Annotated in this window: 20 protein-coding genes and 1 tRNA gene; 5 read left to right on the top strand and 16 right to left on the bottom strand. The window is 71.2% G+C overall.

Annotation, left to right across the window (positions count from 1 at the left end):
* Nucleotides 1–221: 221 nt before the first annotated feature.
* Nucleotides 222–2225: an excinuclease ABC subunit UvrB gene (gene uvrB / locus Gocc_RS14020; RefSeq protein ID WP_114797198.1), complete on the bottom strand. Its 2004-nt coding sequence runs from the start codon at nt 2223–2225 to the stop codon at nt 222–224.
* Between the two features lie 46 nt (nt 2226–2271).
* Here uvrB and Gocc_RS14015 point away from each other — a divergent pair, with 46 nt between their 5' ends.
* Both Gocc_RS14015 and Gocc_RS14010 read left to right on the top strand, forming a co-directional pair.
* A complete protein-coding gene (locus Gocc_RS14015; RefSeq protein WP_114797197.1) occupies nt 2272–4161 on the top strand; it encodes a N,N-dimethylformamidase beta subunit family domain-containing protein in 1890 nt (629 codons plus the stop codon).
* A 28-nt stretch (nt 4162–4189) separates the two neighbouring features.
* Nucleotides 4190–5845 (top strand): N,N-dimethylformamidase beta subunit family domain-containing protein, encoded by a 1656-nt coding sequence (locus Gocc_RS14010; RefSeq protein WP_114797196.1) that lies wholly within the window; start codon nt 4190–4192, stop codon nt 5843–5845.
* Between the two features lie 154 nt (nt 5846–5999).
* Here the strand turns inward: Gocc_RS14010 and Gocc_RS14005 are convergent, their stop codons facing one another.
* From Gocc_RS14005 to Gocc_RS13990, 4 genes are read right to left on the bottom strand one after another with little or no spacing between them, the layout of a single operon-like run.
* Nucleotides 6000–6548: a lytic transglycosylase domain-containing protein gene (locus Gocc_RS14005; RefSeq protein ID WP_220150646.1), complete on the bottom strand. Its 549-nt coding sequence runs from the start codon at nt 6546–6548 to the stop codon at nt 6000–6002.
* A complete protein-coding gene (gene coaE, locus Gocc_RS14000) occupies nt 6545–7141 on the bottom strand; it encodes a dephospho-CoA kinase (protein WP_114797195.1) in 597 nt (198 codons plus the stop codon). Before coaE ends, Gocc_RS14005 begins: the two co-directional genes overlap by 4 nt.
* A 4-nt stretch (nt 7142–7145) precedes the next feature.
* Complete coding sequence (rpsA, locus tag Gocc_RS13995; RefSeq protein ID WP_220150645.1) at nt 7146–8594, bottom strand: 30S ribosomal protein S1; 1449 nt, start codon at nt 8592–8594, stop codon at nt 7146–7148.
* Nucleotides 8595–8636: 42 nt separating this feature from the next.
* Complete coding sequence (locus tag Gocc_RS13990; RefSeq protein WP_114797193.1) at nt 8637–11213, bottom strand: DNA polymerase I; 2577 nt, start codon at nt 11211–11213, stop codon at nt 8637–8639.
* Nucleotides 11214–11305: 92 nt separating this feature from the next.
* Between Gocc_RS13990 and Gocc_RS13985 the strand changes: the two genes are divergently transcribed.
* Complete coding sequence (locus tag Gocc_RS13985) at nt 11306–12841, top strand: lactate racemase domain-containing protein (RefSeq protein ID WP_114797192.1); 1536 nt, start codon at nt 11306–11308, stop codon at nt 12839–12841.
* Here Gocc_RS13985 and Gocc_RS13980 read toward each other — a convergent pair.
* The 6 genes from Gocc_RS13980 to Gocc_RS13955 all read right to left on the bottom strand — a co-directional run bounded on the left by Gocc_RS13980 (nt 12823) and on the right by Gocc_RS13955 (nt 18315).
* Nucleotides 12823–13563: an ABC transporter ATP-binding protein gene (locus Gocc_RS13980; RefSeq protein ID WP_114797191.1), complete on the bottom strand. Its 741-nt coding sequence runs from the start codon at nt 13561–13563 to the stop codon at nt 12823–12825. The two genes, Gocc_RS13985 and Gocc_RS13980, sit on opposite strands and share 19 nt — an antisense overlap.
* On the bottom strand, nt 13560–14345 hold the full coding sequence (locus tag Gocc_RS13975) for an ABC transporter ATP-binding protein (protein WP_114797190.1): 786 nt from the start codon (nt 14343–14345) through the stop codon (nt 13560–13562). Before Gocc_RS13975 ends, Gocc_RS13980 begins: the two co-directional genes overlap by 4 nt.
* The gene (locus tag Gocc_RS13970; RefSeq protein WP_114797189.1) at nt 14338–15567 is read right to left on the bottom strand and encodes a branched-chain amino acid ABC transporter permease; all 1230 of its coding nucleotides are present in this window, start codon (nt 15565–15567) and stop codon (nt 14338–14340) included. The genes Gocc_RS13975 and Gocc_RS13970 overlap by 8 nt, the downstream gene beginning before the upstream one ends.
* A complete protein-coding gene (locus Gocc_RS13965) occupies nt 15564–16598 on the bottom strand; it encodes a branched-chain amino acid ABC transporter permease (RefSeq protein WP_114797188.1) in 1035 nt (344 codons plus the stop codon). The genes Gocc_RS13970 and Gocc_RS13965 overlap by 4 nt, the downstream gene beginning before the upstream one ends.
* Nucleotides 16599–16678: 80 nt before the next feature.
* A complete protein-coding gene (locus Gocc_RS13960; RefSeq protein ID WP_181813704.1) occupies nt 16679–18001 on the bottom strand; it encodes a branched-chain amino acid ABC transporter substrate-binding protein in 1323 nt (440 codons plus the stop codon).
* Nucleotides 18002–18231: 230 nt separating this feature from the next.
* Nucleotides 18232–18315: transfer RNA gene (locus tag Gocc_RS13955), tRNA-Leu, on the bottom strand.
* Between the two features lie 175 nt (nt 18316–18490).
* Between Gocc_RS13955 and Gocc_RS13950 the strand changes: the two genes are divergently transcribed.
* Both Gocc_RS13950 and Gocc_RS13945 read left to right on the top strand, forming a co-directional pair.
* A complete protein-coding gene (locus Gocc_RS13950; protein ID WP_114797186.1) occupies nt 18491–19639 on the top strand; it encodes a 6-phosphofructokinase in 1149 nt (382 codons plus the stop codon).
* Nucleotides 19640–19682: 43 nt separating this feature from the next.
* The gene (locus Gocc_RS13945; RefSeq protein ID WP_114797185.1) at nt 19683–20705 is read left to right on the top strand and encodes a 6-phosphofructokinase; all 1023 of its coding nucleotides are present in this window, start codon (nt 19683–19685) and stop codon (nt 20703–20705) included.
* A gap of 23 nt (nt 20706–20728) precedes the next feature.
* Here the strand turns inward: Gocc_RS13945 and Gocc_RS13940 are convergent, their stop codons facing one another.
* From Gocc_RS13940 to deoC, 5 genes are read right to left on the bottom strand one after another with little or no spacing between them, the layout of a single operon-like run.
* Nucleotides 20729–22129: a glycosyltransferase 87 family protein gene (locus Gocc_RS13940; RefSeq protein ID WP_114797184.1), complete on the bottom strand. Its 1401-nt coding sequence runs from the start codon at nt 22127–22129 to the stop codon at nt 20729–20731.
* Entirely contained in the window at nt 22089–22661 is a 573-nt protein-coding gene (locus Gocc_RS15805) for a beta/alpha barrel domain-containing protein (protein WP_147281319.1), read from the bottom strand. Before Gocc_RS15805 ends, Gocc_RS13940 begins: the two co-directional genes overlap by 41 nt.
* A 38-nt stretch (nt 22662–22699) precedes the next feature.
* Nucleotides 22700–23500 carry an aldehyde dehydrogenase family protein gene (locus Gocc_RS13930; protein WP_114797183.1) on the bottom strand — a complete coding sequence of 267 codons (801 nt, stop codon included), beginning with the start codon at nt 23498–23500 and terminating at the stop codon, nt 22700–22702.
* A complete protein-coding gene (locus tag Gocc_RS13925) occupies nt 23497–24978 on the bottom strand; it encodes an aldehyde dehydrogenase family protein (RefSeq protein ID WP_114797182.1) in 1482 nt (493 codons plus the stop codon). Before Gocc_RS13925 ends, Gocc_RS13930 begins: the two co-directional genes overlap by 4 nt.
* Nucleotides 24978–25916, bottom strand: a complete 939-nt coding sequence (gene deoC, locus Gocc_RS13920; RefSeq protein ID WP_114797181.1) for a deoxyribose-phosphate aldolase — start codon at nt 25914–25916, stop codon at nt 24978–24980. The genes Gocc_RS13925 and deoC overlap by 1 nt, the downstream gene beginning before the upstream one ends.
* Nucleotides 25917–25928 lie beyond the last annotated feature (12 nt).

The raw sequence follows: 25928 nt of genomic DNA, 5'->3' as shown, positions 1-25928 counted from the left end.
TCCTTGCCGCCCGCTCCTCCTGGGTCTCTCGTGCACGACGACGGTCGCGTCGCTCCCGTAGGGCAACGGTGATCGCCGTGGTCTTCGACTCCCCGGCCATCTGCGCCACCCGGCCGCCAGGTGCTCGGCCTCGGGATTCTTGATGTTCAGTGCCTCTTGATGTTCAGCGCCTCTTGATGTTCAGTGCCATGGCGTGCTGGTAGAAGATCTGCTGTAAAGGTTCAACGAGTCTCGGCCAGCGCCTGCAGCTCGCGCCGCAGCTCCTTGATCTCGTCGCGCAGCTTGGCGGCGTACTCGAAGCGGAGCTCCTCCGCGGCCGCGAACATCTCCTCCTCGAGCGTGATCACGAGCTTCTCCATCTCGCCACGGTCCATCCCCTCCACCTTCGCCTTGCCACGCCGTCGGCGACCCGGCACCGTCGGCGACTCCAGCGAGAGGAACTCCGCGATGTCCGACACGCCCTTGCTGATGCTCTCCGGCGTGATCCCGTGCTCGGCGTTGTAGGCGAGCTGCGTCGCACGGCGGCGGTTCGTCTCGCCGAGCGCGCCCTCGATCGCCTCCGTCACCTTGTCGGCATACAACACGACCCTGCCGTTCACGTTCCGCGCCGCGCGGCCGATCGTCTGCAGCAGCGCGGTCTTCCCGCGCAGGAACCCCTCCTTGTCGGCGTCGAGGATCGCCACCAGCGACACCTCCGGCAGGTCCAACCCCTCACGGAGCAGGTTCACCCCGACGAGCACGTCGTACTCGCCGAGGCGCAGCTCGCGAATGACCTGGATCCGCTCCAGCGTGTCGATCTCCGAATGGAGATAGCGCGCCTTGACCCCCGCCTCGAGCAGGTAGTCCGTCAGATCCTCCGACATCTTCTTCGTCAGCGTCGTCACCAGCACCCGCTCGCCCATCTCCTCGCGGCGCCGGATCTCACCCAGCAGATCGTCGATCTGGTTGCGCGTCGCGCGCACCTCCACCTCCGGATCGACGATCCCCGTCGGCCGGATCAGCTGCTCCGACACCACCGCCGACTCCCGCAGCTCGTACGCGCCCGGCGTCGCCGACACGAACACCGCCTGCCCGACCTTCTGCAGGAACTCGTCGAAGCGCAGCGGCCGGTTGTCGAGCGCCGACGGAAGCCGGAAGCCGAAGTCGACGAGCGTCTGCTTGCGCGAGCGGTCGCCCTCGTACATGCCGCCGATCTGCGGCACCGTCTGGTGCGACTCGTCGATGAAGCAGACGAAATCGGACGGGAAATAGTCGAGCAGCGTGCTCGGTGCCGAGCCGGGAGGCCTGCCCTCGAGGATGCGCGAGTAGTTCTCGATGCCGTTGCAGAAGCCGAGCTCCTTCATCATCTCCATGTCGTACTCGGTGCGCTGGCGGATCCGGTGCGCCTCCAGCATGCGGCCCTCCGACTCGAACCTCGCGATCTGCGCGTCGAGCTCGGCCCTGATGCCGTCCATCGCCGCCTCGATCGTGGGCTTCGAGGTCACGTACTGCGTCGCCGGGAACAGGGTGAGCGTGTCGAGCTTGGCGTACACCTCGCCCGTGAGCGGGTCGAAATGCGTGATCTGCTCCACCTCGTCGCCGAACATCGAGATGCGATAGGCGGTCTCGGCGTACGCCGGCTGCACCTCGATCACGTCGCCCTTGACGCGGAAGCGCCCGCGCCCGAGCAGCGTGTCGTTGCGCACGTACTGGGTGTCGACGAGCTTGCGCAGCAGCGCGTCGCGATCGTGCTGCTCGCCCACGTGCAGGATGACGACGCGCTTCTCGTACTCCTCCGGCGAGCCGAGGCCGTAGATGCAGGAGACGGACGCGACGATGACGACGTCGCGGCGGGAGAGCAGCGACGAGGTGGCGGCGTGGCGCAGCCGGTCGATGTCGTCGTTGCGGGACGAGTCCTTCTCGATGTAGAGGTCGGCCTGCGGGACGTACGCCTCGGGCTGGTAGTAGTCGTAGTAGGAGACGAAGTACTCGACGGCGTTGTCGGGGAAGAACTCCCGAAACTCGTTGCAGAGCTGCGCGGCGAGCGTCTTGTTGTGCGCGATCACGAGCGCCGGCCGCTGCAGCTGCTCGATGATCCATGCCATCGTCGCCGTCTTGCCGGTGCCGGTGGCGCCGAGCAAGGTCTGGAAGCGGTTGCCTGCCCGCAGCGACGCCGTCAGCTCCGCGATCGCCTTCGGCTGGTCTCCCGTGGGCCGGTAGGCGGCCGTGACGCGCAGGTCGGGCACCGACGAAGCCTAGCCGCCCCGGCGCGGCGTCTACGATGCCGCGCTGATGGGCCGTCTCCTCCTTCTCCTCCTCGCCGTCGCGCTGCTCCCGGCGGCGCCCGCCGCCGCCGGCGCAGATACGCTCTCGCTCTCGAAGGAGGCCTTCTCGCCGCGGGGGGCCCGAAGCGTCCGGGTCGAGGTGACGCTCGAGCGGCCGCTGCGCGTCGGCGTGCGACTCGTCCAGCGCGGACGACCACTCGGGTGGCTCGCGGCGCCGCAGCCCCGCCGCTTCCTCTCGCTGCGCTGGCACGGGAGGCTGAACGGCTCCCGCCTCGGCGACGGGCGCTACGAGATCGAGGTCGTCGAGCCCGGCACGGGGCGCGTGCTCGCCGCCCGGCCGCTGCGGGTCGACACGGTTGCGCCGCAGCTCCGCCGCCTGCGCGCGTACACGCGCTCGGCACGCCCGTTCCACGGAGACGGCGCGCTCCTCACCACGATCTCGCCGAACGGCGACCGCCTGCGCGACGCCGCCAAGGTGGGCTTCACGCTCGGCGAGCGCGCAACGGTGCGCTTCCGCGTCACGCGCACGCTCAGCTCGCCCACGACCGTGTACGAGAAGACGGCCACGCTCGGGCCCGGCCGGCACGCGTTCACCTGGTTCCCGCCGCCGGGCACGCCGCCGAGGACGTACCTCGTGCTGCTCGACGTGGTCGACGAGGCAGGCAACCGGCGCGCCTACGGTGCCACGAACGCCGAGACCGGACGGCGGCCGGCATCGCCCGTCGTGCGCGTGCTCGGCGTCGACGCCGGCTTCACGCGCGAGAGCTACGCGCCCGGAGAGACGGCGATGCTGCGCGTCGAGACCGACGCGCCCTCGCTCGACCTCCAGCTCTTCCGCGCCGGGCCCGAGGACGTGCCGACCTACGACGACACGTTCATGAACGGCGTCCCGCTCGGCGACCCGGTGACCCTGCCGTGGTCGAGCCTCGACGGCCCGACGACCCTGCCCGTCCCGATCGGGCCGTGGGCGTCGGGCGTCTACTTCGCCAGGCTGACGGCGCCCGATGGTCGCATCGGCTTCGCGCCCTTCGTCGTCCGCCCCGCCCAGCTCGGGTCGACGCGCGTCGCGGTGGTCATCCCGACCAACACGTGGCAGGCGTACAACTTCCGCGACGAGGACGGCAACGGCTGGGGCGACACGTGGTATGCGAAGGGAGCGCAGAGCACCGTCCGCCTCGGCCGCGCGTTCCTGCGCCGCGGCGTGCCGCCTCAGTACCGCAAATACGACCTCGGCTTCCTGCGCTGGCTCGCCCAGCGCGGCAAGCAGCCCGACTACCTGACCGAGACGGATCTCGAGGTGCTCGACAGCGGCGACACGCTCGCCCGCCTCTACGACCTCGTCGTCTTCGGCGGCCACACCGAGTACGTGACGCCGAAGGAGGTCGACGTCGTGCAGCGCTACCGCGATCTCGGCGGCAACCTCATGTTCCTGTCGGCGAACAACTTCTTCTGGCAGGTGCGACGCTCCGGGGGCGTGCTGCGGCGCGTTCGCAGGTGGCGTGACCTCGGCCGCCCCGAGTCGGCGCTGATCGGCGTCCAGTACCGCGCCAACGACGACGGCAGGATGCAGCGGCCGTACGTCGTCCGCGGCGCCGAGGCTGCGCCGTGGCTGTTCCAGGGCACGGGCCTGGCGACGGGTTCCACCTTCGGAGAGGAGCTCGGCGGCTACGGGATCGAGATCGACGCGACGACAGCGGCCAGCCCGCCCGGCACGATCGTCCTGGCCGAGATCCGGGATCTCTACGGCCCCGGCTTCACCGCGCAGATGACCTACTACGAGACGCCGGCGGGAGCAAGAGTGTTCGCCGCCGGCACGATCGACTTCGGCGGAACGGCGCTGCTGCCGTCGGTCTCGCGCATGCTCGACAACCTCTGGAACAGGCTCAGCGCCCCGTAGGCCCCTGCGTCCGGGATACAGTTCCCCCGTGCCTGCCACGACCCGCCGCGGCCTGCTCGGCGGCGTCGCAGCCGCGCTCGTGGGCGTCGCGCTCGCGCCGCGCGCGGCGCTCGGCGCCCGCGCGCTGGCCCCGTCCCTGCAGCGGCTCTCGGTCCGCAACCTGGGCCGGCGCTACGCCGGCGACCGTGAGCTGTTCGCCACGGTCGCGCCGGGCAGCGAGGGAGGCGGCACCGTCGCCGTCGCGTTCCGGCTGCGCAGACGCGCCACCGTCCGGCTCGAGGCGGTGCGGACGGCGCTGCGCTCGAGCGCCGTGGCCTGGCAGCAGGAGGCCGTCCTCGGCGCCGGCGCACACCGGCTGACGTGGACGCCGACTGCGGGAACGCCGGTCGGCTCGTACGTGATGCGCCTCACGATCGAGGAGTCCGGACGCGCACGGAAGGTGCTCGGCGGGCGGCGCCCGCTGTCGGCCGACCGGCAACGCGCGCCGGTCGTGCGCGTGCTGGGCGTCGAGGCCGCGTTCGCACGGCGCTCGTACAGCCCCGGCGAGCCGATGGCGCTGACGATCTTCGCCGACGCTCCCGCGCTGATGCTCACGTTCCTGCACTGCGGCGCGGAGGCGGTGAGCACCGATCGCGGCGACGAGATGACGGGCGTCCCGATGGGAGATCCCGCCCGCCTCGACTGGGCGGGCAAGCGCTCGGGCCCGGTGACGATCACGGTCCAGGGCGGCGAGGGCTGGGCGAGCGGGCTCTACGCCGCCCGGCTGCAGGCCGACGACGGCCGCGTCGGCTTCGCGCCGTTCGTCCTGCGCCCGAAGACGCTCGGCGCGACCCGCGAGGCGGTCGTCCTGCCCACGAACACGTGGCAGGCCTACAACCTCTACGACCGAGACGGGGACGGCTGGGGCGACACGTGGTACGCAGGCGGCAGCCCCGCGGTCGACCTCACGCGCCCCTACCGCGACCGGGGCGTGCCGCCGCGCTACAAGCGCTACGACCTCGGCTACCTGAAGTGGCTGCAGTGGACGGATCGCAGGCCGGACATGCTCGCCGACGACGACCTCGAGGCGTTCGCGTCCGGCGACGACCTGCGGCGCCTCTACGACCTCGTCGTCTTCCCCGGTCACAGCGAGTACGTCAGCGAGCACGCATACGACGTCGTCGAGCGCTTCCGCGATCTCGGCGGCCGGCTGATCTTCCTGTCGGCGAACAACTTCTTCTGGAAGGTCGAGAAGCAGGGCGACCTCATGCGCCGGGTGAAGCTCTGGCGCGATCTCGGCCGGCCCGAGGCACGGCTGTGCGGCGTGCAGTACCGCGCCAACGACGGCGGCGGCAAGCAGGGGCCGTTCTCCGTCGTCGCGGCGGAGGCGGCCCCCTGGCTGTTCGAGGGCACCGGCCTCGCCAACGGGTCGACGCTCGGCGATACGGTCGGCGGCTACGGCATCGAGATCGACATGACGACGCCCGACTCGCCGCCCGGCACGAAGGTGCTGGCCCTGATCCCGAGCCTGTTCGGGCCGGGGCTGAATGCCGAGATGACCTACTACGAGACGGCGGCCGGGGCGCGCGTGTTCTCCGCGGGAGCGCTCGACTTCGGCGGCTCGGCGACCTTCTGGCCGGTCAGGCGGATGCTCGACAACCTCTGGCGCCACATGCTCGAGGACGCGCCGCGGGCACCTGCCTGACACGAGCCGCAGCGAGCGCCTGCCACGACCGGCGCCGGGGGGCCCGAGACGATCGGGCGCTTCACGGGCACGGTGTTCGACGGCATCGTGGCGCAGCGCGCGCTCGGTTTCGACACGCTCGCGCCCGGCGTGCTCGTCGCGCTCGCCGGCAGCGCTATCGCACCCCCAGCTCGGCGGCGTAGGCGGACGCGTACACCTTCTTGACGCGCTCGACCTTGGCGACATAGTCCCTGGTCTCGGGGAACTGGATGTCGAGCCCGCGGCGGCGCCAGCGGTCGACGTTCCCCTGGCCCGCGTGGTAGGCGGCAAGGGCCGTGCGCTCGTCGCCGTAGCGCCTCAGCAGGGTGCGCAGGTACCACGAGCCGTAGCGCACGTTGATCTCCGGGACGTAGAGATCCTCGACCGTGAAGTGCTTGCCGCCGGTGCGGAGCGCGATGCCCTGCGCGGTGCCGGGAAGCAGCTGCATGAGGCCGATCGCGCCGGCCCCCGACGTCGCGCCCGCGTCGAACTTGCTCTCCGTGTAGATGACGGCGGCGAGCAGCGACGGGTCGAGGTCGTAGTTGCGCGAATGGGTGCGCACGATCTGCTCGTAGCGCAGCGGGTAGCGGAGCCGCTGTATGAGCTCCGGCTCGGAGCGCAGAGCGACGAGCGCCATGCCGCCGAGGGCGGCCGTGACGGCGGCGACGACGAGCAGGCGCCTCACGGGTCGTCGTTCGTCAACTCCGCCATGACGCCCGCGACGAAGGCGTCGAGATCCTCGAACGTGCCGGTGTTGACGTAGTGGAAGTCGGCCCGCTTGACCTTCTCGCGATCGTCGATCAGGCGTGCGTCCCTGTTGTCGAGCGGCGCGTGCCGGCGCTGCTCCCGCAGCTTGCGCGGCGCGGTGATCACGACGACCTTGTCGAAGCGCGCCTCGCCGCCCGACTCGTACAGCAGCGGCACCTCGGTGACGCACACCTTCGGGGCCGGCTCGACCGTGGCGAGCTGCTCCCGCCACTGCAGGTACTCGCGCGAGACGAGCGGGTGCAGGAGCGCTTCGAGGAACGCGAGCGCCTCGGCGTCGTCGAACACCACCCGCGCGATGCGCGCGCGGTCCGGGCGCCCGTCCTCGCCGAGGATCGACTCGCCGAGGCGCCGGACGAGCGCGGTCTTGACGTCGTCGTCCCGCGCGAGCAGATGGTGCACGATCTCGTCGCTCGAGACCGTCGCCGCGCCGTGGGCGCGGAAGGCGGCGAGCGCGGAGCTCTTGCCCGCGCCGATGCCGCCCGTGATCGCGACCGCGACCGGGCGGGACAAGGCGCTAGGCGGGCTCGTCGGCCGTGTCGGGGTCGGCGACCGGCTCGTCGGCGACCGGCTCGTCGGCGGCCGCTGCGGTGGTTGCCGGCGCCTCGATCGCGGCTGCGTCCCCTTCCGCGGCGCCCGCCTCGTCCGCCGCGGCGGGAGCGTCGCTCACGACGGCGACCGCGCCCTCGGCGATCTCCGCCTCACCGGCCCCGGCCAGCGCGACCGCGTCATCGCCCGTCACGGCGCCGCTCGTGGGGAACGCCTCCTCGGAGAGCCGGAGGTTCGGGGTCAGGTGCACCGACTCGCCGCCGTCGGCGCGCGGCAGCGGCTCGGCGCCCTCCTCGACCCGTTTCAGCGAGAGCGAGAGGCGGCGGCGGTCGCCGTCGATCTCGAGGATGAGCACGTTGACGGGATCGCCCTGCGAGACGACCTCGCGCGGGTTCTCGACGTGGTGCTGGGCCAGCTCGGAGATGTGCACGAGGCCTTCGACGCCGGGCAGGATCTCGACGAACGCGCCGAAGGTGACGACCTTCGTGACGCGCCCCTCGACGACGTCGTTCTCGCTGTAGTGCTCGAGCACCTGCTGCCACGGATCCGACTGCGTCTGCTTGAGGCCGAGCGAGATGCGCTGGCGCTCGCGGTCGATGTCGAGCACCTTGACCTTGACGGTCTGGCCGATCTCGAGGATCTCGGACGGATGGTTGACATGGCTCCACGAGAGCTCCGAGATGTGTATGAGGCCGTCCATCCCGTCGAGGTCGACGAACGCGCCGAAGTCGACGATGTTGGAGATCTGGCCGTCGACCACGTCGCCGGGGTTGAGCCGGTCGAGGATCGCCTGGCGCATCTCCTTGCGCTCGTCCTCGAGGACGGCGCGACGCGAGAGCACGACGTTGTTGCGCGAGCGGTTGAGCTCGATCACCTTGCAGCGGAGCTCCTTGCCGAGGAACTCGTCCAGGTCCTGGACGCGGCGGATGTCCACGAGCGAGGCCGGCAGGAAGCCGCGGACGCCGAGATCGAGGATGAGGCCGCCCTTGACGACCTCGATCACCTTGCCCGTGACCGCCTCGCCGCTCTCGGCCGCCGTCTCGATCGCCTTCCAGGCGAGCTCGAAGCGGGCGCGCTTCTTCGACAGGATGAGACGCCCCTCGGCATCCTCCTTCGTCATCACGAGCGCGTCGATCTCCTCGCCCACCGACACCTCGTCGAGCGGGTTGACGGAGCGGCGGATCGAGAGCTCGGAGACCGGGATCACGCCCTCCGACTTGTAGCCGATGTCGACGAGCACCTCGTCCTTGTCGACGCGCACGACGGTCCCGTGTACCACCTCGCCCTCGTTGATCGTGGGGAAGGTCGCGTCGTAGTCCGGGATCAGCTCCCCGTCGGGGCCGGTGATCCAGACGCCGTCTTCGAGGACGGGTGTCTCGATGGAGGACATGGGGCTCTCGATAGTGTCGTTGGCCATTGCGAGCGGGGAGTATAGCGGCGATTTCGCTGCGCGAAATCGCTAGTTCTTGGCATCGGCCCAGTTGTCGCCGGCGCCGACGTCGACCGCGAGCGGCGGGTCGAGCGGGTGGGCGCCGACCATCTCGCGCAGCACGAGCTCCTTGACGGCGCTCACCTCGGTGTCGGGCACCTCGAGCAGCAGCTCGTCGTGCACCTGCAGCACGAGGCGCGCGCCACGGCCTTCCGCGCGCAGGCGGTCGTGGACGCGGATCATCGCCACCTTGATCACGTCGGCGGCGCTTCCCTGCATGACGGTGTTGACGGCGAGGCGCTCGCCGAGCGCGCGCGTCTGCCGGTTCGACGCGCGCAGCTCGGGGATGGGACGGCGCCGCCCGAGCAGCGTCGTCACGTAGCCGTCGGCCGCGGCCTGCGCGATCGTCCGTGCGATGAACTCCTGCACACGCGGGAAGCGCGCGAGATAGGTGTCGATGTACGCCTGCGCGTGCTCGCGCGGGATCTCGAGGTTCTCGGACAGGCCGAACGACGAGATCCCGTAGATGATCCCGAAGTTGACCATCTTGGCGATGTCGCGCTCGGAGCGCGTGAGCGTCGCGGGATCCTTGCCGAGCACCTCGGCCGCCGTCGCCGTGTGGATGTCCTCGCCGCGCGCGAACGCCTCCCGCAGCGCCGGCTCGCCGGAGACGTGCGCGAGGATGCGCAGCTCGACCTGGCTGTAGTCGGCAGAGACGAGGCGGTGCCCCTCCTCGGCGACGAACGCCGAGCGGATCTGGCGGCCGATGCCGGTGCGCACCGGGATCGCCTGCAGGTTCGGGTTCGACGTCGACAGCCGGCCGGTCGCGGCGACCGTCTGGTTGAACGTCGTGTGCAGCCGCCCGTCGCGCTCGGAGATGAGCGACGGCAGCGGCCCCAGGTAGGTGTTGAGCAGCTTCGAGTACTCACGCCACTCCTCGATCACCGCGACGATCTCGTGCTCGCCACGGAGGCCGCGCAGCACGCGGCTGTCGGTCGAGTACCCGGTCTTGCCCTTCCGCCCGGGCGCGAGGCCGAGCTTGTCGAACAGGATCCTGGCCACCTGCTGCGTCGACCCGAGCACGAACTCCTCGCCCGCGAGCTCGGCCGCCCGCGCTTCCAGCTCCTCGACGCGGTCGGCGAGTCGCGCCGTGATCTCCCCCATGCGGTACGTGTCGATCTTGACGCCGGCCTCCTCCATCGCCGACAGCACCGTGGTCAGAGGCAGCTCGACCTTCTCGTACAGCTGCAGCGAGCCGCGCTCGACGAGCCGCTCGCGCATCGGCCCGGCAAGCCGTCGCGTCGCCTCGGCGTGGCGGACGAGCGCCGCCGTCTCCTCCTCGGCGGCAGGTTCCGGCACGAGCTCGACGCCGTACTCGGCGGCAAGGTCGTCGAGGAGGTAGGCCGAGCGGCCGGGCTCGATCAGGTAGGCGGCGATCATCGTGTCGTCGGCGGGAGCGAACGGCAGGTGCAGCGCCTTCACGTCGTGGCCGACGATCTCGGCGTCGCGCAGCTGCGGCGCCCGCGCCGGGTCCCAGTCGAAGACGACGACCCCGGCCTCGCTCGCGACCGCGATGCGGCCGCCCTCGAGCGCGACGCCGACGCGCCCGCGAGCCTGCCCGAGCTCGCCCTCGCTCCACGGCACGGCCTGGCCCCCGGGCCTCGGCTGCGCGGCCGCCGGCACGGCGGCGTCGAGCTCGTCGACGCGGTTGAGGAGCGCCCGGAACTCGAAGCGGCGGAACATCTCCTTCAGCTGCGAGCGGTCGGGCGCGCCGGCGACGAGGGCGGCGGGATCGACGTCGAGGGGGAGATCGCGGCGCATCGTCGCGAGCAGCTTCGACGCGCGCGCCTGGTCGGCGTGGTCGCGCACGGCCTTCGCGCGCGCGGGCGAGAGCTCGTCGGCGTGCGCGATCACCTCCTCGAGCGAGCCATACTGCGCGATCAGCTGGCCGGCGGTCTTGTCGCCGATGCCCGGGATGCCGGGGATGTTGTCGGAGCTGTCGCCCTTGAGGCCGATGAAGTCGGGCACCTGGTCGGGTCGCACGCCGTAGCGGAGCTCGACGCGCTCGGGCGTGTAGACGTGGACGTCGGAGACGCCCCGCGGCGTCATCATCAGGCAGACGTTGCGCGAGCAGAGCTGGAACGCATCCCGGTCGGTGGAGACGACGCACGTCCTGATGGCGGCCTCGTCGGCACGGGTCGCGATCGTCGCGATCACGTCGTCCGCCTCCCAGCCCTCGAACTCGAGGTTGCGGTAGCCGAACGCCTCCACGATGGGACGGAAGTAGGGGAACTGCTCGCGCAGGAGGTCCGGCATCGGCTTCCGGCCCTCCTTGTACGTCTCGGAGATCTCGACGCGGTGGGTCGGGCGCGTATCCCACGCGACCGCGACACCCCGCGGGCGGTAGTCCGACAGCAGCTTGAAGAGCATGTTGCCGAAGCCGAGCAGCGCGTTCGTCGGCATCCCGTCGCTCGTCGCCAGCTCCTCGGGGAGCGCGAAGAAGGCCCGGTAGGCGAGGTTGTTGCCGTCGACGAGGAACAGCTCGGCCTCGCGGGCCGGCCCGTCGTCGAGCTCGAGCTCCGCTCCCGTCACCGTCTTCGGCGCCATGGCGTCGAGTCTATGCGCGCGCAAGGCGCACGACGCAGCGGGACGGCAAGGGGCGCCCGGCGCGCCCGGCCGTGCGCTGCTTGGATGGCGGCATGCGGAAGATCCCGCTGCTCACCGGCTCACGCGTGCAGCTCGTCGCCGTCGACGACGGTGCGCATCTGCTCGCGCCCCCTCCTCCGCTCGGCGCGCTCGCCGACGTCGGCGACGCCGTCGCCGAGGCGCTGCGCTACCCGCTCTCCGGCCCTCCGCTCGCCGACCTCGTCACGCGCGGCGGCCGCGCCACGATCGTCGTCGAGCTGCCCACTCTCCCGCTTCCCGGCGCGGCCGCCGACCCTCGTCAGGATGCGCTCGCGGCGGTCATCGACGAGCTCGACCGCCTCGGCATGCCCCGCGCACGGCACACGCTTCTCGTGGCGGGCGGCCTGGAGCGCCGCGCCGGACGCCGGGATCTCGAGCGCCTTCTCCACCCGGCCCGCGCGCGCGCCTACCGGGGAACGGTCGTCGTCCACGACTGCGCCGGCGACGAGCTGCGCTCACTGGGCGCGACGGGCGCCGGCGAGCTCCGCGTCCACCCCGCGCTCGTCGACACCGACCTCGTCGTCACCGTGACGGCGGCGGAGACAACCGATCGCGGCGGCGCCTGCACGCTCCTCGCCGCCTGCTCGGCGGACGTCGTCCGTGCAGCGCGGCCCTCGCCTTCACTGCTGCAGCCCTCCGCCTCGCCCGCGAGCCGCCTGGGCGCCGCCGTCGAGTCCGCGCTCGCGCAGCACACCCCCGTCGTCGGCGTCTCCCTCGTGCTCGACCATCCACGGCTGACGGGGCGCTACCGCGGCTACCCGTGGTCACTTCCCACGCTCCACGCGCTGCGGCTCTCTCCCGCCCGGCTTCTTCTCAACGCGCTGCCCGGAGGCGTCCGCCGGCACCTCCTGCAGGGGCTCTCGCGCCAGATCGGCGCCGTCAGCGCGCTTGCCGGGCCCCCGTCCGTCGCGCACGCCGAGGCGCTCCTGCGCGGAGTCGCGGTACGGGGAACGCCGCTACCCGAGCCGCTCGACACGCTCGTCGTGCCGCTCCCGTGGAAGGGGCCGCGGCAGCCGCGCGAGCCGCTCAACCCGATCACGGCGGCGGCCGTCGGCCTCGGCCTGGCGCTGAGGCTGTGGCGCGACGCGCCCCCGCTCGCCGAGGGAGGCACGATCGTGCTCCTGCACGACTTCGCGCGGACGTTCGAAAGCGGCCCACAGGCACCCCACCGCGCCCTGTTCAACGAGCTGCGCGAGAACCGGGATCCGGAGCGCATCGCCGGGCTCGAAGCCGCCGCCGCACGCGATCACCGCGGTCTGTCGGCGTATCGCGGCGGCCGCGCCCCGCACCCGCTCCTGCCCTACGCGGACTGGGAGACGTGCGCGCCGGCGCTCGCGCGCGCGGGCCGGGTGATCGCCGCCGGCTGCCGGGACGCCGCCGCCGCCCGCGCGCTCGGCCTCGTGCCGAGCCACAACGCGACGACGGCGCTGCAGATGGCGCGCGGCGTCGCCGGCGGCGACCACCGCGTCGGGGTGCTGCTCGCCCCGCCCTATGCGCCGCTGCTCGCCGCAGCCCTCGCCGACGGCGAGCGTCAGTCGATGCCGAGATAGGCCTTCTGCACGCGCTCGTTCGACTTCAACTCCACGCCGCTGCCCTCGAGCGCGATCACGCCCGTCTCCATCACGTAGCCGCGGTGTGCGACGTCGAGCGCCATCAGCGCGTTCTGCTCGACGAGGAGCACGGACGTGCCCTGCTCGTTGATCTCGACCACGATCTCGAAGATCTTCTCCACGAAGATCGGAGCGAGTCCCATCGACGGCTCGTCGAGCAAGAGCAGCTTCGGGCGGGCCATCAGGGCGCGGCCGATCGCGCACATCTGCTGCTCACCGCCCGACAGCGTCCCGGCCTTCTGGCTGCGCCGCTCGTGGAGGCGCGGGAACAGCTCGAACACGCGCTCCATGTCCTCCTTGAAATTCTCGCGGTCCGAGCGCTGGAAGGCTCCCATCTCGAGGTTCTCCGTGACGGTCATGCGCGGGAACAGGCGGCGGCCCTCGGGACTCTGGGCGATACCGCCCTTGACGATCTCGTGGGGGCTCGCGCTCGTGATGTCCTTGCCGTGGAAGGCGATCGTGCCCTGCCGCGGCCTGTTGAGCCCGTTGATCGAGCGCAGCGTCGTCGACTTGCCGGCGCCGTTCGCCCCGATCAGCGTCACGATCTCGCCCTGGCCGACCCGCAGCGAGACGCCCTTCAGCGCGTGAATCGCGCCGTAGTACGTGTGCACGTCGCGCAGCTCGAGCACGGGCGCCGCCGTCGCGGACGCATGCGTGCTCATCCGGTGGCCCCCTTTCCGAGATACGCCTCGATCACACGCTCGTTGGCCTGGATCTCGGCGGGCGTCCCCTCTGCGATCTTCTCCCCGTAGTCGAGCACGGTGCAGCGCTCGGAGACGCCCATCACGACCTTCATGTCGTGTTCGATCAGCAGCACCGTGAGGCCCTTCTCGTCGCGCACGCGGTGGACGAAGGCGATGAAGTCGGCGGTCTCCTGCGGGTTCATGCCGGCGGTCGGCTCGTCGAGCAAGAGCAGCTTCGGCCCGGTCGCGAGCGCTCGGGCGACCTCGAGGCGCCGCTGGTCGCCGTAGGGGAGCGAGCCCGCCTGCTGCTCGTGCCGGCGCGGCAGTCCGCAGTAGACGAGCAGCTCCCGCGCCCGCTCGTGCGCCGCCGCCTCCTCCCGGCGCACCTTCGGCGTGCGCACGATCGAGCCGATGATGCCGCTCGACAGCCGGCAATGCATGCCCACGAGGACGTTCTCGATGGCGGTCATCTGCGCGAAGAGACGGATGTTCTGGAACGTGCGGCCGATGCCGAGCTCGACGATCGCGTGCGGCGGCTTGCCCACGACCTCGACGCCGTCGAAGACGATCGAGCCGGAGGTGGGCTGGTAGACGCCCGTGATCTGGTTGAAGAACGTCGTCTTGCCGGCGCCGTTCGGGCCGATCAGCGACACGATCGAGCCGCGGGGGATCGCGAAGTCGATGTCGTTCGACGCGACGAGGCCGCCGAACTCCTTCCGCACCCTCGTCGCGACGAGGAGATCGCCGGAGCTGTCAGTCATCGCTCGCGTCGCGGTCGGTCAGGGTCCCCTCGCGCTGCACGTCGTAGAACGGGGTGTCGTGCACGCCCTCGATCAGCTCGATCTTGTGCCGCCGCTCCGGAATGAGCCCGGCCGGCCGGAAGAGCATCATCAGCACGATGATCACGCCGTAGATCCCGAACTGGTACTTGGTCGGGTCGAAGTTGACGCCCGCGTCCTGGATCTTCGAGCCGATCGTGGCGAGCCCTTCGACGTTGAGGTAGCCGAGCACCATGCCGCCGAGGATGACGCCCCAGACGCTCCCCATGCCGCCGAGGATCACCATCGTGAGCAGGAAGACGGAGATGTTGAAGAAGAAGTCCGCGGGGAACGCCCCCGCCTTGAAGCTCGCGTAGAAGGCGCCCGCGACGCCGCCGAAGAACGCGCCGAGCGCGTACGCCCACGTCTTCGTGCGCATCAGCGGTATGCCCATCGCCCCGGCCGCCGTCTCGTCCTCGCGGATCGCGACCCAGGCGCGGCCGAGCCTCGAGTCCCGCAGGCGCACGCTGCAGAAGACGGTCACGAGCAGGATCGCCACGGCCGTCCAGAAGAACCACTGCGAGCGCTCGGCCGACTGGCGGAAGCTGTCCGGCAGGCCGATCGCGTCGCCGATGCCGCCGAAGCCGAGCGAGTCGATCGGGCTGATGCCGAAGGTGCCGTTCGTGAGGTTGAAGCCGCCGATCGAGTCGCCGTTGCGGACGAACTGGGGGATGATCTCGCCGAAGCCGAGCGTCATGATCGCGAGGTAGTCTCCGCGCAGGCGAAGCGTCGGCAGGCCGATCGCGATGCCGACGACGGTCGTGAAGATGCCGGCGATCACGAGGACGAGCCACATGGAGACATGGATGCCGGGCGTCCCCGTCGAGAAGCCGACGTCGCCCAGGTGCGCGTCGAGCTGGGAGAACTGCGACGAGGCGAGCCAGCCGGCCGTGTAGGCGCCGGCGGCGTAGAACGCCACGTAGCCGAGGTCGAGCAGGCCGGCGTAGCCGACGACGATGTTGAGGCCGACGGCCATCGTCGTGAACACGACCATGTTCACCATCGAGTCGACGCTGGGGACGAAGTCGCCGACGAGCGGCAGCGACTGCAGCGAGCCGACGACGGTCGGGTAGAGCAGCGCCAGCACGATCAGCGCGGCGACGATGCCGAGGTCGCGCCGCCGCTCGGCCGCCACGGCCCTCATCCGCTCGGCGACGCTGCTCACGCACCCTCCGGCGTCCGCTCGCCGAGGAGACCCTCCGGGCGGAAGACGAGGATCAGGATCAGGATCGCGAACACGATCGTGCGCGTCCAGTCGCTGCCCGGCGCGTTCCACGTCAGGCCCTCGTTGAACGCTTCGATGAACCCGATCGTGAGCGCGCCGAGGACGGCGCCGGCGAGGTTGCCGATGCCGCCGAGCACCGCCGCCGTGAACGCGATCAGCCCGAGCTGGAAGCCGGTGTCGTAGCGCATGTTGAACTGGAGCAGGTAGACGATGCCCGCTCCGCCGGCAAGGGCCCCCGCGATCATGAACGTGACGCCGATCGTGCGGTTGACGTCGATGCCCATCATCGCCGAGGCCTCGGTGTCCTGGGCGACGGCGCGCATCGCCTTGCCCTGCCTGGTCGAGGTCACGAACCACGTCAGCAGCACGAGCAGCGGCACGACGATGATGAGGACGGTGAGCTTGTTCCAGGAGTACGAGACGCTGCCGACCTCGAACACGGGTGAGCGCGAGATGAAGTTCGGCACGGTCTGGTAGTCGACCCCGTAGAAGGCGAGCGAGATGTTCTGGACGATGAACGACATCCCGATCGCCGTGATCAGCGGGGCGAGCCGGGGGGCGTTGCGGAGCGGCCGGTAGGCGATGCGCTCGATCGACGCGTTGAAGAGCGCGAAGCCCGACATGATCAGGACGAGGGTGACGAGCAGGCCGCCGACGATGACGACGATGCTCGACCCCGTGTCGAGGCCGAGCACGCTGACGATGACGCTGCTCGCGACGAGGCCCGCGAGCGCGAACACGTCGCCGTGGGCGAAGTTGATCAGCTGCAGGATGCCGTAGACGAGCGTGTACCCGAGCGCGACGAGCCCGTAGATGGCACCGTTGGTGAGGCCGATCAGGGCCACGTTGACGAACTCCTGCGGGCCCTTCACGAAGTTGATCGCGAGCCATACCAGCAGGAGCGCGACGAACGCAAGACCGATCGTGTCGGGGACGCTCAGCCGTCGTGGAGATGTGCGTGCCTTGTCCATGGCCCGGCGACTCTAGAAGAACAGCGGCGGGAGGGCAATCCCCTCCCGCCGCTGTTCGAGCGCTTCCAGTGCGGGTCCTGCTAGCCGCCCGCGGCTGCCGTGACGACCTCCGGCTTCGGAGAGATCGTCGTCTCCGTGGTCAGCTTGTCGGTCGCGACGTAGATCGTGAATCCGACGACGGCGCCTGACGCGTCCTGAGGGTCGCCGTTCGCGTTGAACTTGAACGAGCCGAGCAGCCCGTCCGTCACCTGGGTGGCGAACATCTGCTTGATCACGTCGCCACGGGAGCCGTCCGAGTTCGCGATCGCGTCGAAGAGCACCTGCGCCGCCTGGGCTCCGTAGATGGCGTAGGGGTCGATCGGCTTGCCCTTCAGGTAGTCGGCCTCGAACTTCTGCGCGAACTCCTTCGCGGGCCCGGCGAACTTGTCAATCGGCACGCCGGCGACGGACATGAACATGCCCTTCGCCGCCGGTCCGGCCTCGTCGATCGTCTGCTGCGTCGTGAAGCCGTCGGGCGCGAACAGCTTCACCTTGCCGTCGTTCGGGCCGAGCACCGCCACCTTGTCCTTGATCACCTGGGCGCCGTTCTCGTCGATGAGACCGCCGAGGAAGACGGCGTCGGCACCGGTGCCCTGGATCTTCTTGAACAGCGCCTCGTACGAGGAGGCCTTCGGATCCCAGGCCTCGAAGCCGGCGATCTCGATGCCGAGGGACGTGGCGGCGTTGCGGAAGTTCGTCGCCACGCCGAGGCCGTACGCCTCCTTGTCGTTGAGGACGTAGACCTTCTTGATCCCCTTCGACTGGGCGAACTCGGCGACTGCCGCGCCCTGGTAGGCGTCGTTGGCGACGACGCGGGCGTAGTTGCGCGTCCCCGACGGGTAGTACTTGTCCGGCTCCGTCTTGTCGCAGCCGGGGCCGCCCTGTGTCAGGCAGACGTACGTGTTGGCCGGCGAGATCATCGCGATACCGCCGTTCGGTGCCTGGTTCAGCACGGGGATCTCGATCGCTGCGGCGCCCGAGTTGAACGTGCCGATCACGCCGATCACCTTGTCGTTCGCGGCGTAGGCGTTCGCGTTCTGGCTCGCCTTGCCCGAGTCCCACTTGCCCGCCTGCGCGGTGGCGTCGTCGCACGCCTGGAAGCCGATCTTGTACTTGCCCGCCTTGAACGAGCGCTGTTTCAGCTCGAAGCGGATCGCGTCGTTGATCTGGACGGTCTGCGTCCGCGACGACCCCTGCAGCGGGAAATCGGACGCGACGATGTAGTCCGGATTGCCGTCGCCCTCGTACTCGATCGCCGTGCAGGACGACGACGGGAGCGCCTCAGGGGCGCCGCCCCCGCCGCCGCCGCCGCATCCCGCCGCGATGAACGCGGCGACTGCGACGAGCAAACCGACGAGGAACAAGCCTTTCTTCTTGACCGTCAAGCTCTCCTCCTCCTCCGTGGTTGACCGACCGACCTACCCGGGTCGAAGCCGACCGGGCGCGGCCCCTCCGTTGCGTGGCGCAAGTCTAGGACAATCCCTGCGGAGTTCAACCTCGCCGCCGATCTCTGCCAAGAGGCGACAGGACGACCGCGTCGGGACGGTTGCGGGGCCGCGCCGCCGGCGGCCGCCCGCTGCGCGATCGCGGAGGATGCCGAAGGTGGGAATCGAACCCACACTCCCCGAGGGGAACCGGATTTTGAGTCCGGCGCGTCTGCCAGTTCCGCCACTTCGGCCCACCGGGATCGTATCCGTCGCCTCGAGCAGCGGCGGCCCCTTGGAGCTCGTGCTCCGTCGCGGCAGCTGGGCCGCCTTCCCCGCGAGGAGGCTCACGGGAGACACCCCTTCGGCCGGCTCGAGCTCGAGCAATTAGTCTTGCCTCTGAACAAACGAGCGACGGGAGGCGGCAACGTGCGCATCGGGATCCTGACGGGCGGCGGCGACGTGCCGGGGCTGAACCCCTGCATCAAGGCGGTCGTCAACCGCGTCGCGCACGAGGGCCACGAGGTCATCGGCCTCCGCCGCGGGTGGGCGGCGCTGCTCGAGCACGACCCCGACGATCCCGCGTCGGCCGCGAAGCGGTTCCTGCGCCTCGACCCGGCCGCGGTGCGCACGATCGACCGCAGCGGCGGTACCTTCCTCCACACGTCGCGCACGAATCCGAGCAGAGTGCGGCCGAAGGAGGTTCCCGCCCACCTCGCCCACCGTGCTCAGGGCGACGGGCCGTTCGACTTCACCGACCACGTCCTGCGCGTCGTCGAGTCGCTCGGGATCGACGTGCTGATCCCGATCGGCGGCGACGACACGCTGTCGTACGCGCTGCGCATGCACGACGAGGGCGTCCCGGTCGTGGCGATCCCGAAGACGATGGACAACGACGTCCACGGCACCGACTACTGCATCGGCTTCTCGACGGCGATCACCCGCGGCGTCCACTTCATCAACAACCTGCGCACGTCCACCGGCTCGCACGAGCGCATCGCCGTCGTCGAGCTGTTCGGCCGCTACAGCGGCGAGACGTCGCTCGTCACCGCCTACCTCGCGGGCGTCGACCGGGCGATCATCTCCGAGGTGCCGTTCGACGTCGACCGGCTCGGCGAGCTGCTCGTCGCGGACAAGCGTGCGAACCCGTCGAACTACGCCATGCTGACGGTGTCGGAAGGGGCCACGATCGCCGGCGGCGAGATGATCCTGTCGGGCGAGGAGGATGCCTACGGGCACCGCAAGCTGGGCGGCATCGGCGAGCAGACGGCGGCGCTCTTGAACGAGCGCACGGGCGAGGAGATGATCGTGCAGGAGCTCGGCTACCTGATGCGCTCGGGGAGCCCCGACTCGCTCGACCTGATGGTCGCCACGAACTACGCCGTGATGGCCGCCGATCTCGCCCTCGAAGGCGCCTCGGGCCGGATGGTGGCTCTGCGCAGCGGCACGTACACCGCCGTGCCGATCTCGGCCACCCGCGAGGGGGTGAAGCGGGTCGACGTCGACGAGCTCTACGACGTCGAGCACTACCGCCCCAAGGTGCGGCACGTCGCCGGCAAGCCGATGTTCCTGTACTGAGGCTCCTGCAGCCCGCCGCCGTGCGCCGCCTAGGATGTCGCGCGTGGTGATCGGCGTCCTCACCGCCGGCGGCGACTGCCCGGGACTGAACGCGGTGATCCGCGGCGTCGTCGCCCGCGCGGAACGCCGCGGCGCCGAGGTGCTCGGCATCCGCGACGGCTGGGAGGGCCTGATGGACGGCAAGCTCGCGCCGCTGCGCCGCGACGACGTCCGCGGCATCCTGCAGCGCGGCGGCACGATCCTCGGCACCTCCCGGCGCGACCCGTACGTGCACGGCGACGGCTACGCGAGCATCCGCCGCACCGTCGAGAAGAACGGCATCGACGCGGTCGTCGTCATCGGCGGCGACGGCACGCTGCGCAGCGCGCTGCGACTCGGCGAGGAGGGCCTCGCCGTGGTCGGCGTGCCGAAGACGATCGACAACGACATCGCGGCCACCGACATGACGTTCGGCTTCGACACCGCGGTGCAGATCGTCACGGACGCGCTCGACCGGCTCACGACGACGGCCGAGGCGCACAACCGGATCATGGTCGTCGAGGTGATGGGGCGCACGAAAGGGTGGATCGCGACGTACGCCGGCATCGCGGCAGGCGCCGACGCGATCCTCGTGCCCGAGCGGCAGCTCGACCTGCGGCAGATCGCGGACACGCTTCGCGCCCGGCATCGTGAGGGACGGCGCTACTCCGTCGTCGTCGTCGCCGAGGGCATCGATCTGCCGCGGGCAGGAGGAGACGTCCGCCGCGAGACCGACCAGTTCGGCTTCGAGCGGCTGGGCGGCGTCGCCTACCGTCTCGCACCCGAGCTCGAGCGGCTGACCGGCTTCGAGACGCGCGTGACGGTGCTCGGCCACCTGCAGCGTGGCGGCACGCCCACCGCCTTCGATCGCGTGCTCGCAAGCCGGCTCGGGGTGGCCGCGGCCGACTTCGCGCTCGAGGGCCGGTTCGGGACGATGGCGGCGCTGCGGGGCGCCGAGATCGTGCCGGTGCCGATCGCGGAGGCGTGCGCCGAGATCCGCGGCGTGCCGGCTTCGCTGATCGACGTCGCCGAGACGTTCTTCGGATGACCACGACGGGGTAGCCCGCGAGGCTACCCGGCGAGCCGGTAGATGCGCACCCACGGACCGGCCAGCCCCGGGGCGGCGGGCGAGAGCGCGAACGCCGGCCGGCTCCCGTGCCCCAGGCTCTCGTAGAAGGCGGCCTCGCGCGGATAGCGGTCGGGAGCGGCGAGCACACGGTCGCTGACGGCGCCCGAGAGCAGCACCCAGCGCACGCCGGCGCGCCGCAGCACCGCGACATCCCGCCGAGGATCGGGCGGGCGACCCGGACCCGGGAGGGAGAGCCGCACGACGTCGCGCCCGGCGAGCGGAAGCGTCGACGGGTCGGCGGCGATCCGGGCTGCGGGCGGCACGTGCGCCGCGATCCAGGCGTCGGCGCGCAGGCGCGTGTCGGTCCGCGTCAGCGTGCGCGCGTCGCCGACCGACCAGGCGAGCGGTACGACGAGCAGCGCCAGGGCGACGGGAACAGCCGTCCGCATGCTCCCGGCGAGCACGGCGAGCACCGGCACGAGCGGCACGACGTAGCGGTCGAAATGGGCCTCGAGCGGCAGGAGGTACAGCGCGTAGGCGGCGACGAACGACAGCAGGATCGCGTCCGCCCGGCGCCTGCGCACGACGGCGGCGCCGATAGCGATCGCGCTCAGCACGAGCACCGGGCCGAGCGCCGACCAGGTGCGCTCGAGGAACGCGAGCGGCGTCGCCGGGTCGTTCTCGAACCCGAGCCAACCGTCGCGCGCAAGCCGCTGCACGCGGCTGAGGTCGTCCCACGCGGCCCCCGCGTGCAGCAGCACGAACGGGCTCGTGAGGGCGAAGCCCGCGGCCGCGAGCAGTGCCGCACGAGCGAGCGCACGCCATCTGCGCCAGCCTGCGACGACGACGGGGGCGGCCGCGACCACGCCCGGGTACTTGGCCGACGCGGCGAGACCGACCGCGAGCCCCGCCCACTCGAGCCGTCCCGCGACGGCGAGCGCGAGCGCGACGGTCACGGCGAGCGTGAGCAGGACGTCCGTGACCGCGACGCGCGAGTACGCCACGTGGGTCGTCGAGACCGCCACCGCGGCGGCCCCCACGAGAGCGGCGCCCGTGCCGTACGACCGGCGGCCGAGCCACCACGTCGCTCCGACTCCTGCGACGCCGGCGAGCACGGCGACAGCGCGGGCCGCGCCGTAGGACGGGGCCGCGAAGAGGGCCTGCGCGGGCGCGAGCAGCCCCATCAGGAGCGACGGGTAGTCGTACCAGCCGGGGTCGAGGTGCCCGTGTCCCATCCGCCAGGCCCGCGGCACGATGTTTCCCTCGTCCGGGTTCAGGAGCGGGTACGGGAGCCCGTAGCGGCTGCCGACGACGCGCAGGGCGAACGCGAGCAGCAGGATCGCCGCGAGGGCGATCCCCGCTCTATACCTCAGGAGGCGCGTCACCCACGAGTGGCCCGACATCGTGCCCTGCGACGATGACGGCGTCGACGCCGGCACGCTCGAGCTCGAGCACCTCGTCGCGATTCGCGCCTGCGAGCTCGGCGATCGCGAGCTTGCCGGCCGGCACGTCCGGGAGGAGCTCGAGCAGGCGGTCGAGGTGATCCTGGCCGTCGTCCGCGTCCTCGGCCGAGAGCAGCAGGATCTCGGGATCGACGAGCTCGAGCACCTCCTCGAGCTCGTCCTCGTCGCGGACGCGCAGCACGCATTCGAGCCCGAGCGCGTGGGCTTCGTCGACGACCTCGGCGATGCGGTCGCCGAGCATCTCCACGTCGAGCACGAGGGCGTCCGCGTCGCCGGCCTGCTCGACGCCGCCGAACACGAGCAGTGGAAGGTCGCTGACCTCGCGCACTCCGTCGGCGCGGCCGCGCACGACGAGCCCCTCGGCGCCCTGAGCGGCGGCGGCACGGGCACCGTCGGCATCGCCGACCTCGACGAGCACGGAGATGCCGTCGCCCTCCGCGATCGCCTGGCTGAACCGTCGCGCACCAGTCACTGCCGGGGATGCTACTCGGCGCGGACGCCGCCGGCAGGCTAGGCGCCGACCGGATGCCAGACGGTCTTCAGCTCGAGGAACGCCTGGATCTCCCACGGGCTCTGGCCGTCGACGACGCCGTGGACGACACGCTTGACGTTGCCCGCGGCGAGGCGCTCGAGCTCGGCCGTGTCGCCGTCTGCGCCGCTGAGGTCGATCGCGTTCACGTCCATGTGGGCGGCGAGCACCGGCGCGAGCTCGGCGCGCAAGCCGGTGAGGACGTTGACGACGCCGCCCGGCAGGTCGGAGGTGGCGATCGCCTCGGCCAGCTCGATCGCGGCGACGGGGTGCGTCTCCGACGCAACCGCGACGACGGCGTTGCCGCCCACGATTCCCGGCGCGAGGCGCGAGACGAGTCCGAGCAGCGCCGGCTCGTCGGGGGCGACGATCGCGACGACACCGGTCGGCTCGGGCACGGTGAAGTTGAAGTACGGGCCCGCCACCGGGTTCGCGCCGCCGAGCACCTGCGGCAGCTTGTCGGCCCAGCCGGCGTACCAGACGACGCGGTCGATCGCCGCCTCGACCTCGTCGCGGCCGGAGCACACGGCGGCGAGGTCGCCGGCCCGCGCCTCCATCATCTCGGCGAGCCGGTACAGCACCTGGCCGCGGTTGTAGGCAGTCGCAGAGGCCCACTTCGGAAACGCGTCGCGCGCGGCCCTGACCGCGTCGCGCGCGTCCTTGCGCGAGGCGCGGGCGACGTTCCGCCCCGCTGCCTCGTAGCTGCGGCCGGACTCCGAGCGCGGGAACGCGCCGCCGATGAACAGCTTGTACGTCTTGCGCACGGGCAGCCGGCCGCTCACTCGAACCTCAGGTACGCCTCGAGCCCGTGGCGGCCGCCCTCGCGGCCGAAGCCGGACTCCTTGTAGCCCCCGAACGGCGAGGCCGGGTCGAAGCGGTTGAAGGTGTTCGCCCACACGACGCCCGCCCGCAGCCGCTGCGCCATCCAGAGGATGCGCGAGCCCTTCTCCGTCCAGATGCCCGCGGAGAGGCCGTAGGGCGTGTTGTTCGCCTTCTCGAGCGCCTCCTCCGGTGTGCGGAACGTCATCACCGACAGCACCGGCCCGAAGATCTCCTCCTGGGCGATGCGGTAGCTCTGCGCCACGTTCGTGAACACGGTCGGCGCGAACCAGTAGCCCTTCTCGGGCAGCACGCACGGCGGCTGGTAGATCTCGGCCCCCTCCTCCTCCCCGCTCGCGACGAGCGCGCGGATCTTCTCGAGCTGCGCCTTCGAGTTGATGGCACCGATGTCGGTGTTCTTGTCGAGCGGGTCTCCGAGTCGCAGCGTCTCGAGCCGGCGCTTCAGCTTCGCGACGAGCGGCTCGGCGATCGACTCCTGCACGAGCAGCCGCGAGCCGGCGCAGCAGACGTGGCCCTGGTTGAAGTAGATGCCGTTGACGATCCCCTCCACCGCCTGGTCGAGCGCGCAGTCGTCGAAGACGATGTTGGCGGCCTTGCCGCCGAGCTCGAGCGTGAGCTTCGTGCCGCTGCCGGCGAGCTTGCGCTGGATCGCCTTGCCGACGTCGGTGGAGCCCGTGAACGCGACCTTGTCGACGCCCGGGTGCCCGACCATGTGCGCGCCGGTCGAGCCGTCGCCGGTGACGATGTTGACGACCCCGGGTGGCAGCTCCGCCTGCCGGCAGATGTCGGTGAAGATGAGCGCGGTCAGCGGCGTCGTCTCGGCCGGCTTGAGCACCACGGTGTTGCCGCACGCGAGCGCCGGAGCGATCTTCCAGGCGAGCATCAGGAGCGGGAAGTTCCACGGGATGATCTGGGCGGCGACCCCGAGCGGCCGCGGCGTCCGGTTCGGGAACGCGTACTCGAGCTTGTCGGCCCAGCCCGCGTAGTAGAAGAAGTGCGCGGCGGCGAGCGGCACGTCGACGTCGCGCGACTCCTTGATCGGCTTGCCGCCGTCGAGGGACTCGGCGACCGCGAGCTCGCGCGCGCGCTCCTGCAGGATGCGCGCGATGCGGAACAGGTACTTGGCGCGCCCGCAGGGCGCAAGCGACGACCAGCCGTCCTCGAACGCCGCGCGCGCTGCGGCGACGGCGAGGTCGACGTCCTCCGCCCCCGCCTGCGCGACCTCGGCGAGCTGCTCCTCTGTCGACGGCGAGATGGTCGGGAAGAACGAGCCCGACCGGGGCTCGACATGCTCCCCGCCGATGAAGAGGCCGTAGCGCTCCCGCAGCGAGACGGCGTCGCGCGCCTCGGGCGCGGGCGCGTACTCCCACTGGAACGGCGCGGGCACGGCGGTGCGCTCGCTCTTCTCGACGTCGCTCATCAGTCGATCGTGAAGTAGTCGCCGGACTGGTAGGCGCCCGTTCGCTGCTTGCGGATCTGCATGAGCACGTCGTTCAGCAGCGAGGAGGCGCCGAAGCGGAAGAGCGCGGGCGTCATCCACGCGGAGCCGAGCGTCTCGTTGAGCACGCAGAGGTACTGGATCGCCTGCCTGGCGCTGCGGATGCCGCCCGCGGGCTTCATGCCGACGATACGCCCGGTCTCGTCGTGGACGTCGCGGATCGCCTCGAGCATGCAGAGCGTGACGGGAAGGGTCGCGGCCGGGGCCACCTTGCCGGTCGAGGTCTTGATGAAGTCGGCGCCGGCGGCCATCGCGAGCAGCGACGCGCGCCGGACGTTGTCGTAGCTGCCGAGCTCCCCGGTCTCGAGGATCACCTTCAGGTGCGCCTCGCCACAGGCGGCCTTGACCTCGACGATCTCGTCGAACACCTTGGCGTAGCGGCCCGAGAGGAACGCGCCGCGGTCGATCACCATGTCGATCTCGTCCGCGCCCAGCTCGACGGCGGCGGAGACGTCGGCGAGCTTGACGGCGAGGGGAGACTGGCCCGACGGGAACGCCGTGGCAACCGACGCGACCTTGACGGCGGAGCCGGCGAGGCGCTCCTTCGCCACCGCGACGAGGTTCGGGTAGACGCAGACGGCCGCCACCGACGGGATGCTCGGGTCGGTCGGGTCGGGCCGCATCGCCTTCGAGCAGAGAGCGGCCACCTTCCCCGGCGTGTCCGCGCCCTCGAGCGTCGTCAGGTCCATCATCCGGATCGAGAGATCGAGGGCGGCGAGCTTCGCGTCCTTCTTGATCGAGCGCTTCGCGAGCTCGCCCGCCCGCGCCTCGAGCGCGACCGCGTCGATGGCGCCGATCCGCGGCAATCGCGGCTCGAGCGGCAACTCGAAGCCGCGCGGGAGTGCAGGTGCCTGCGCCATCGGCTGAGTGTA

It is taken from the genome of Gaiella occulta (assembly GCF_003351045.1).
In the GTDB taxonomy this organism is placed as follows: Bacteria; Actinomycetota; Thermoleophilia; order Gaiellales; family Gaiellaceae; genus Gaiella; species Gaiella occulta.
This window is presented reverse-complemented; position numbering and strand designations above follow the sequence as displayed.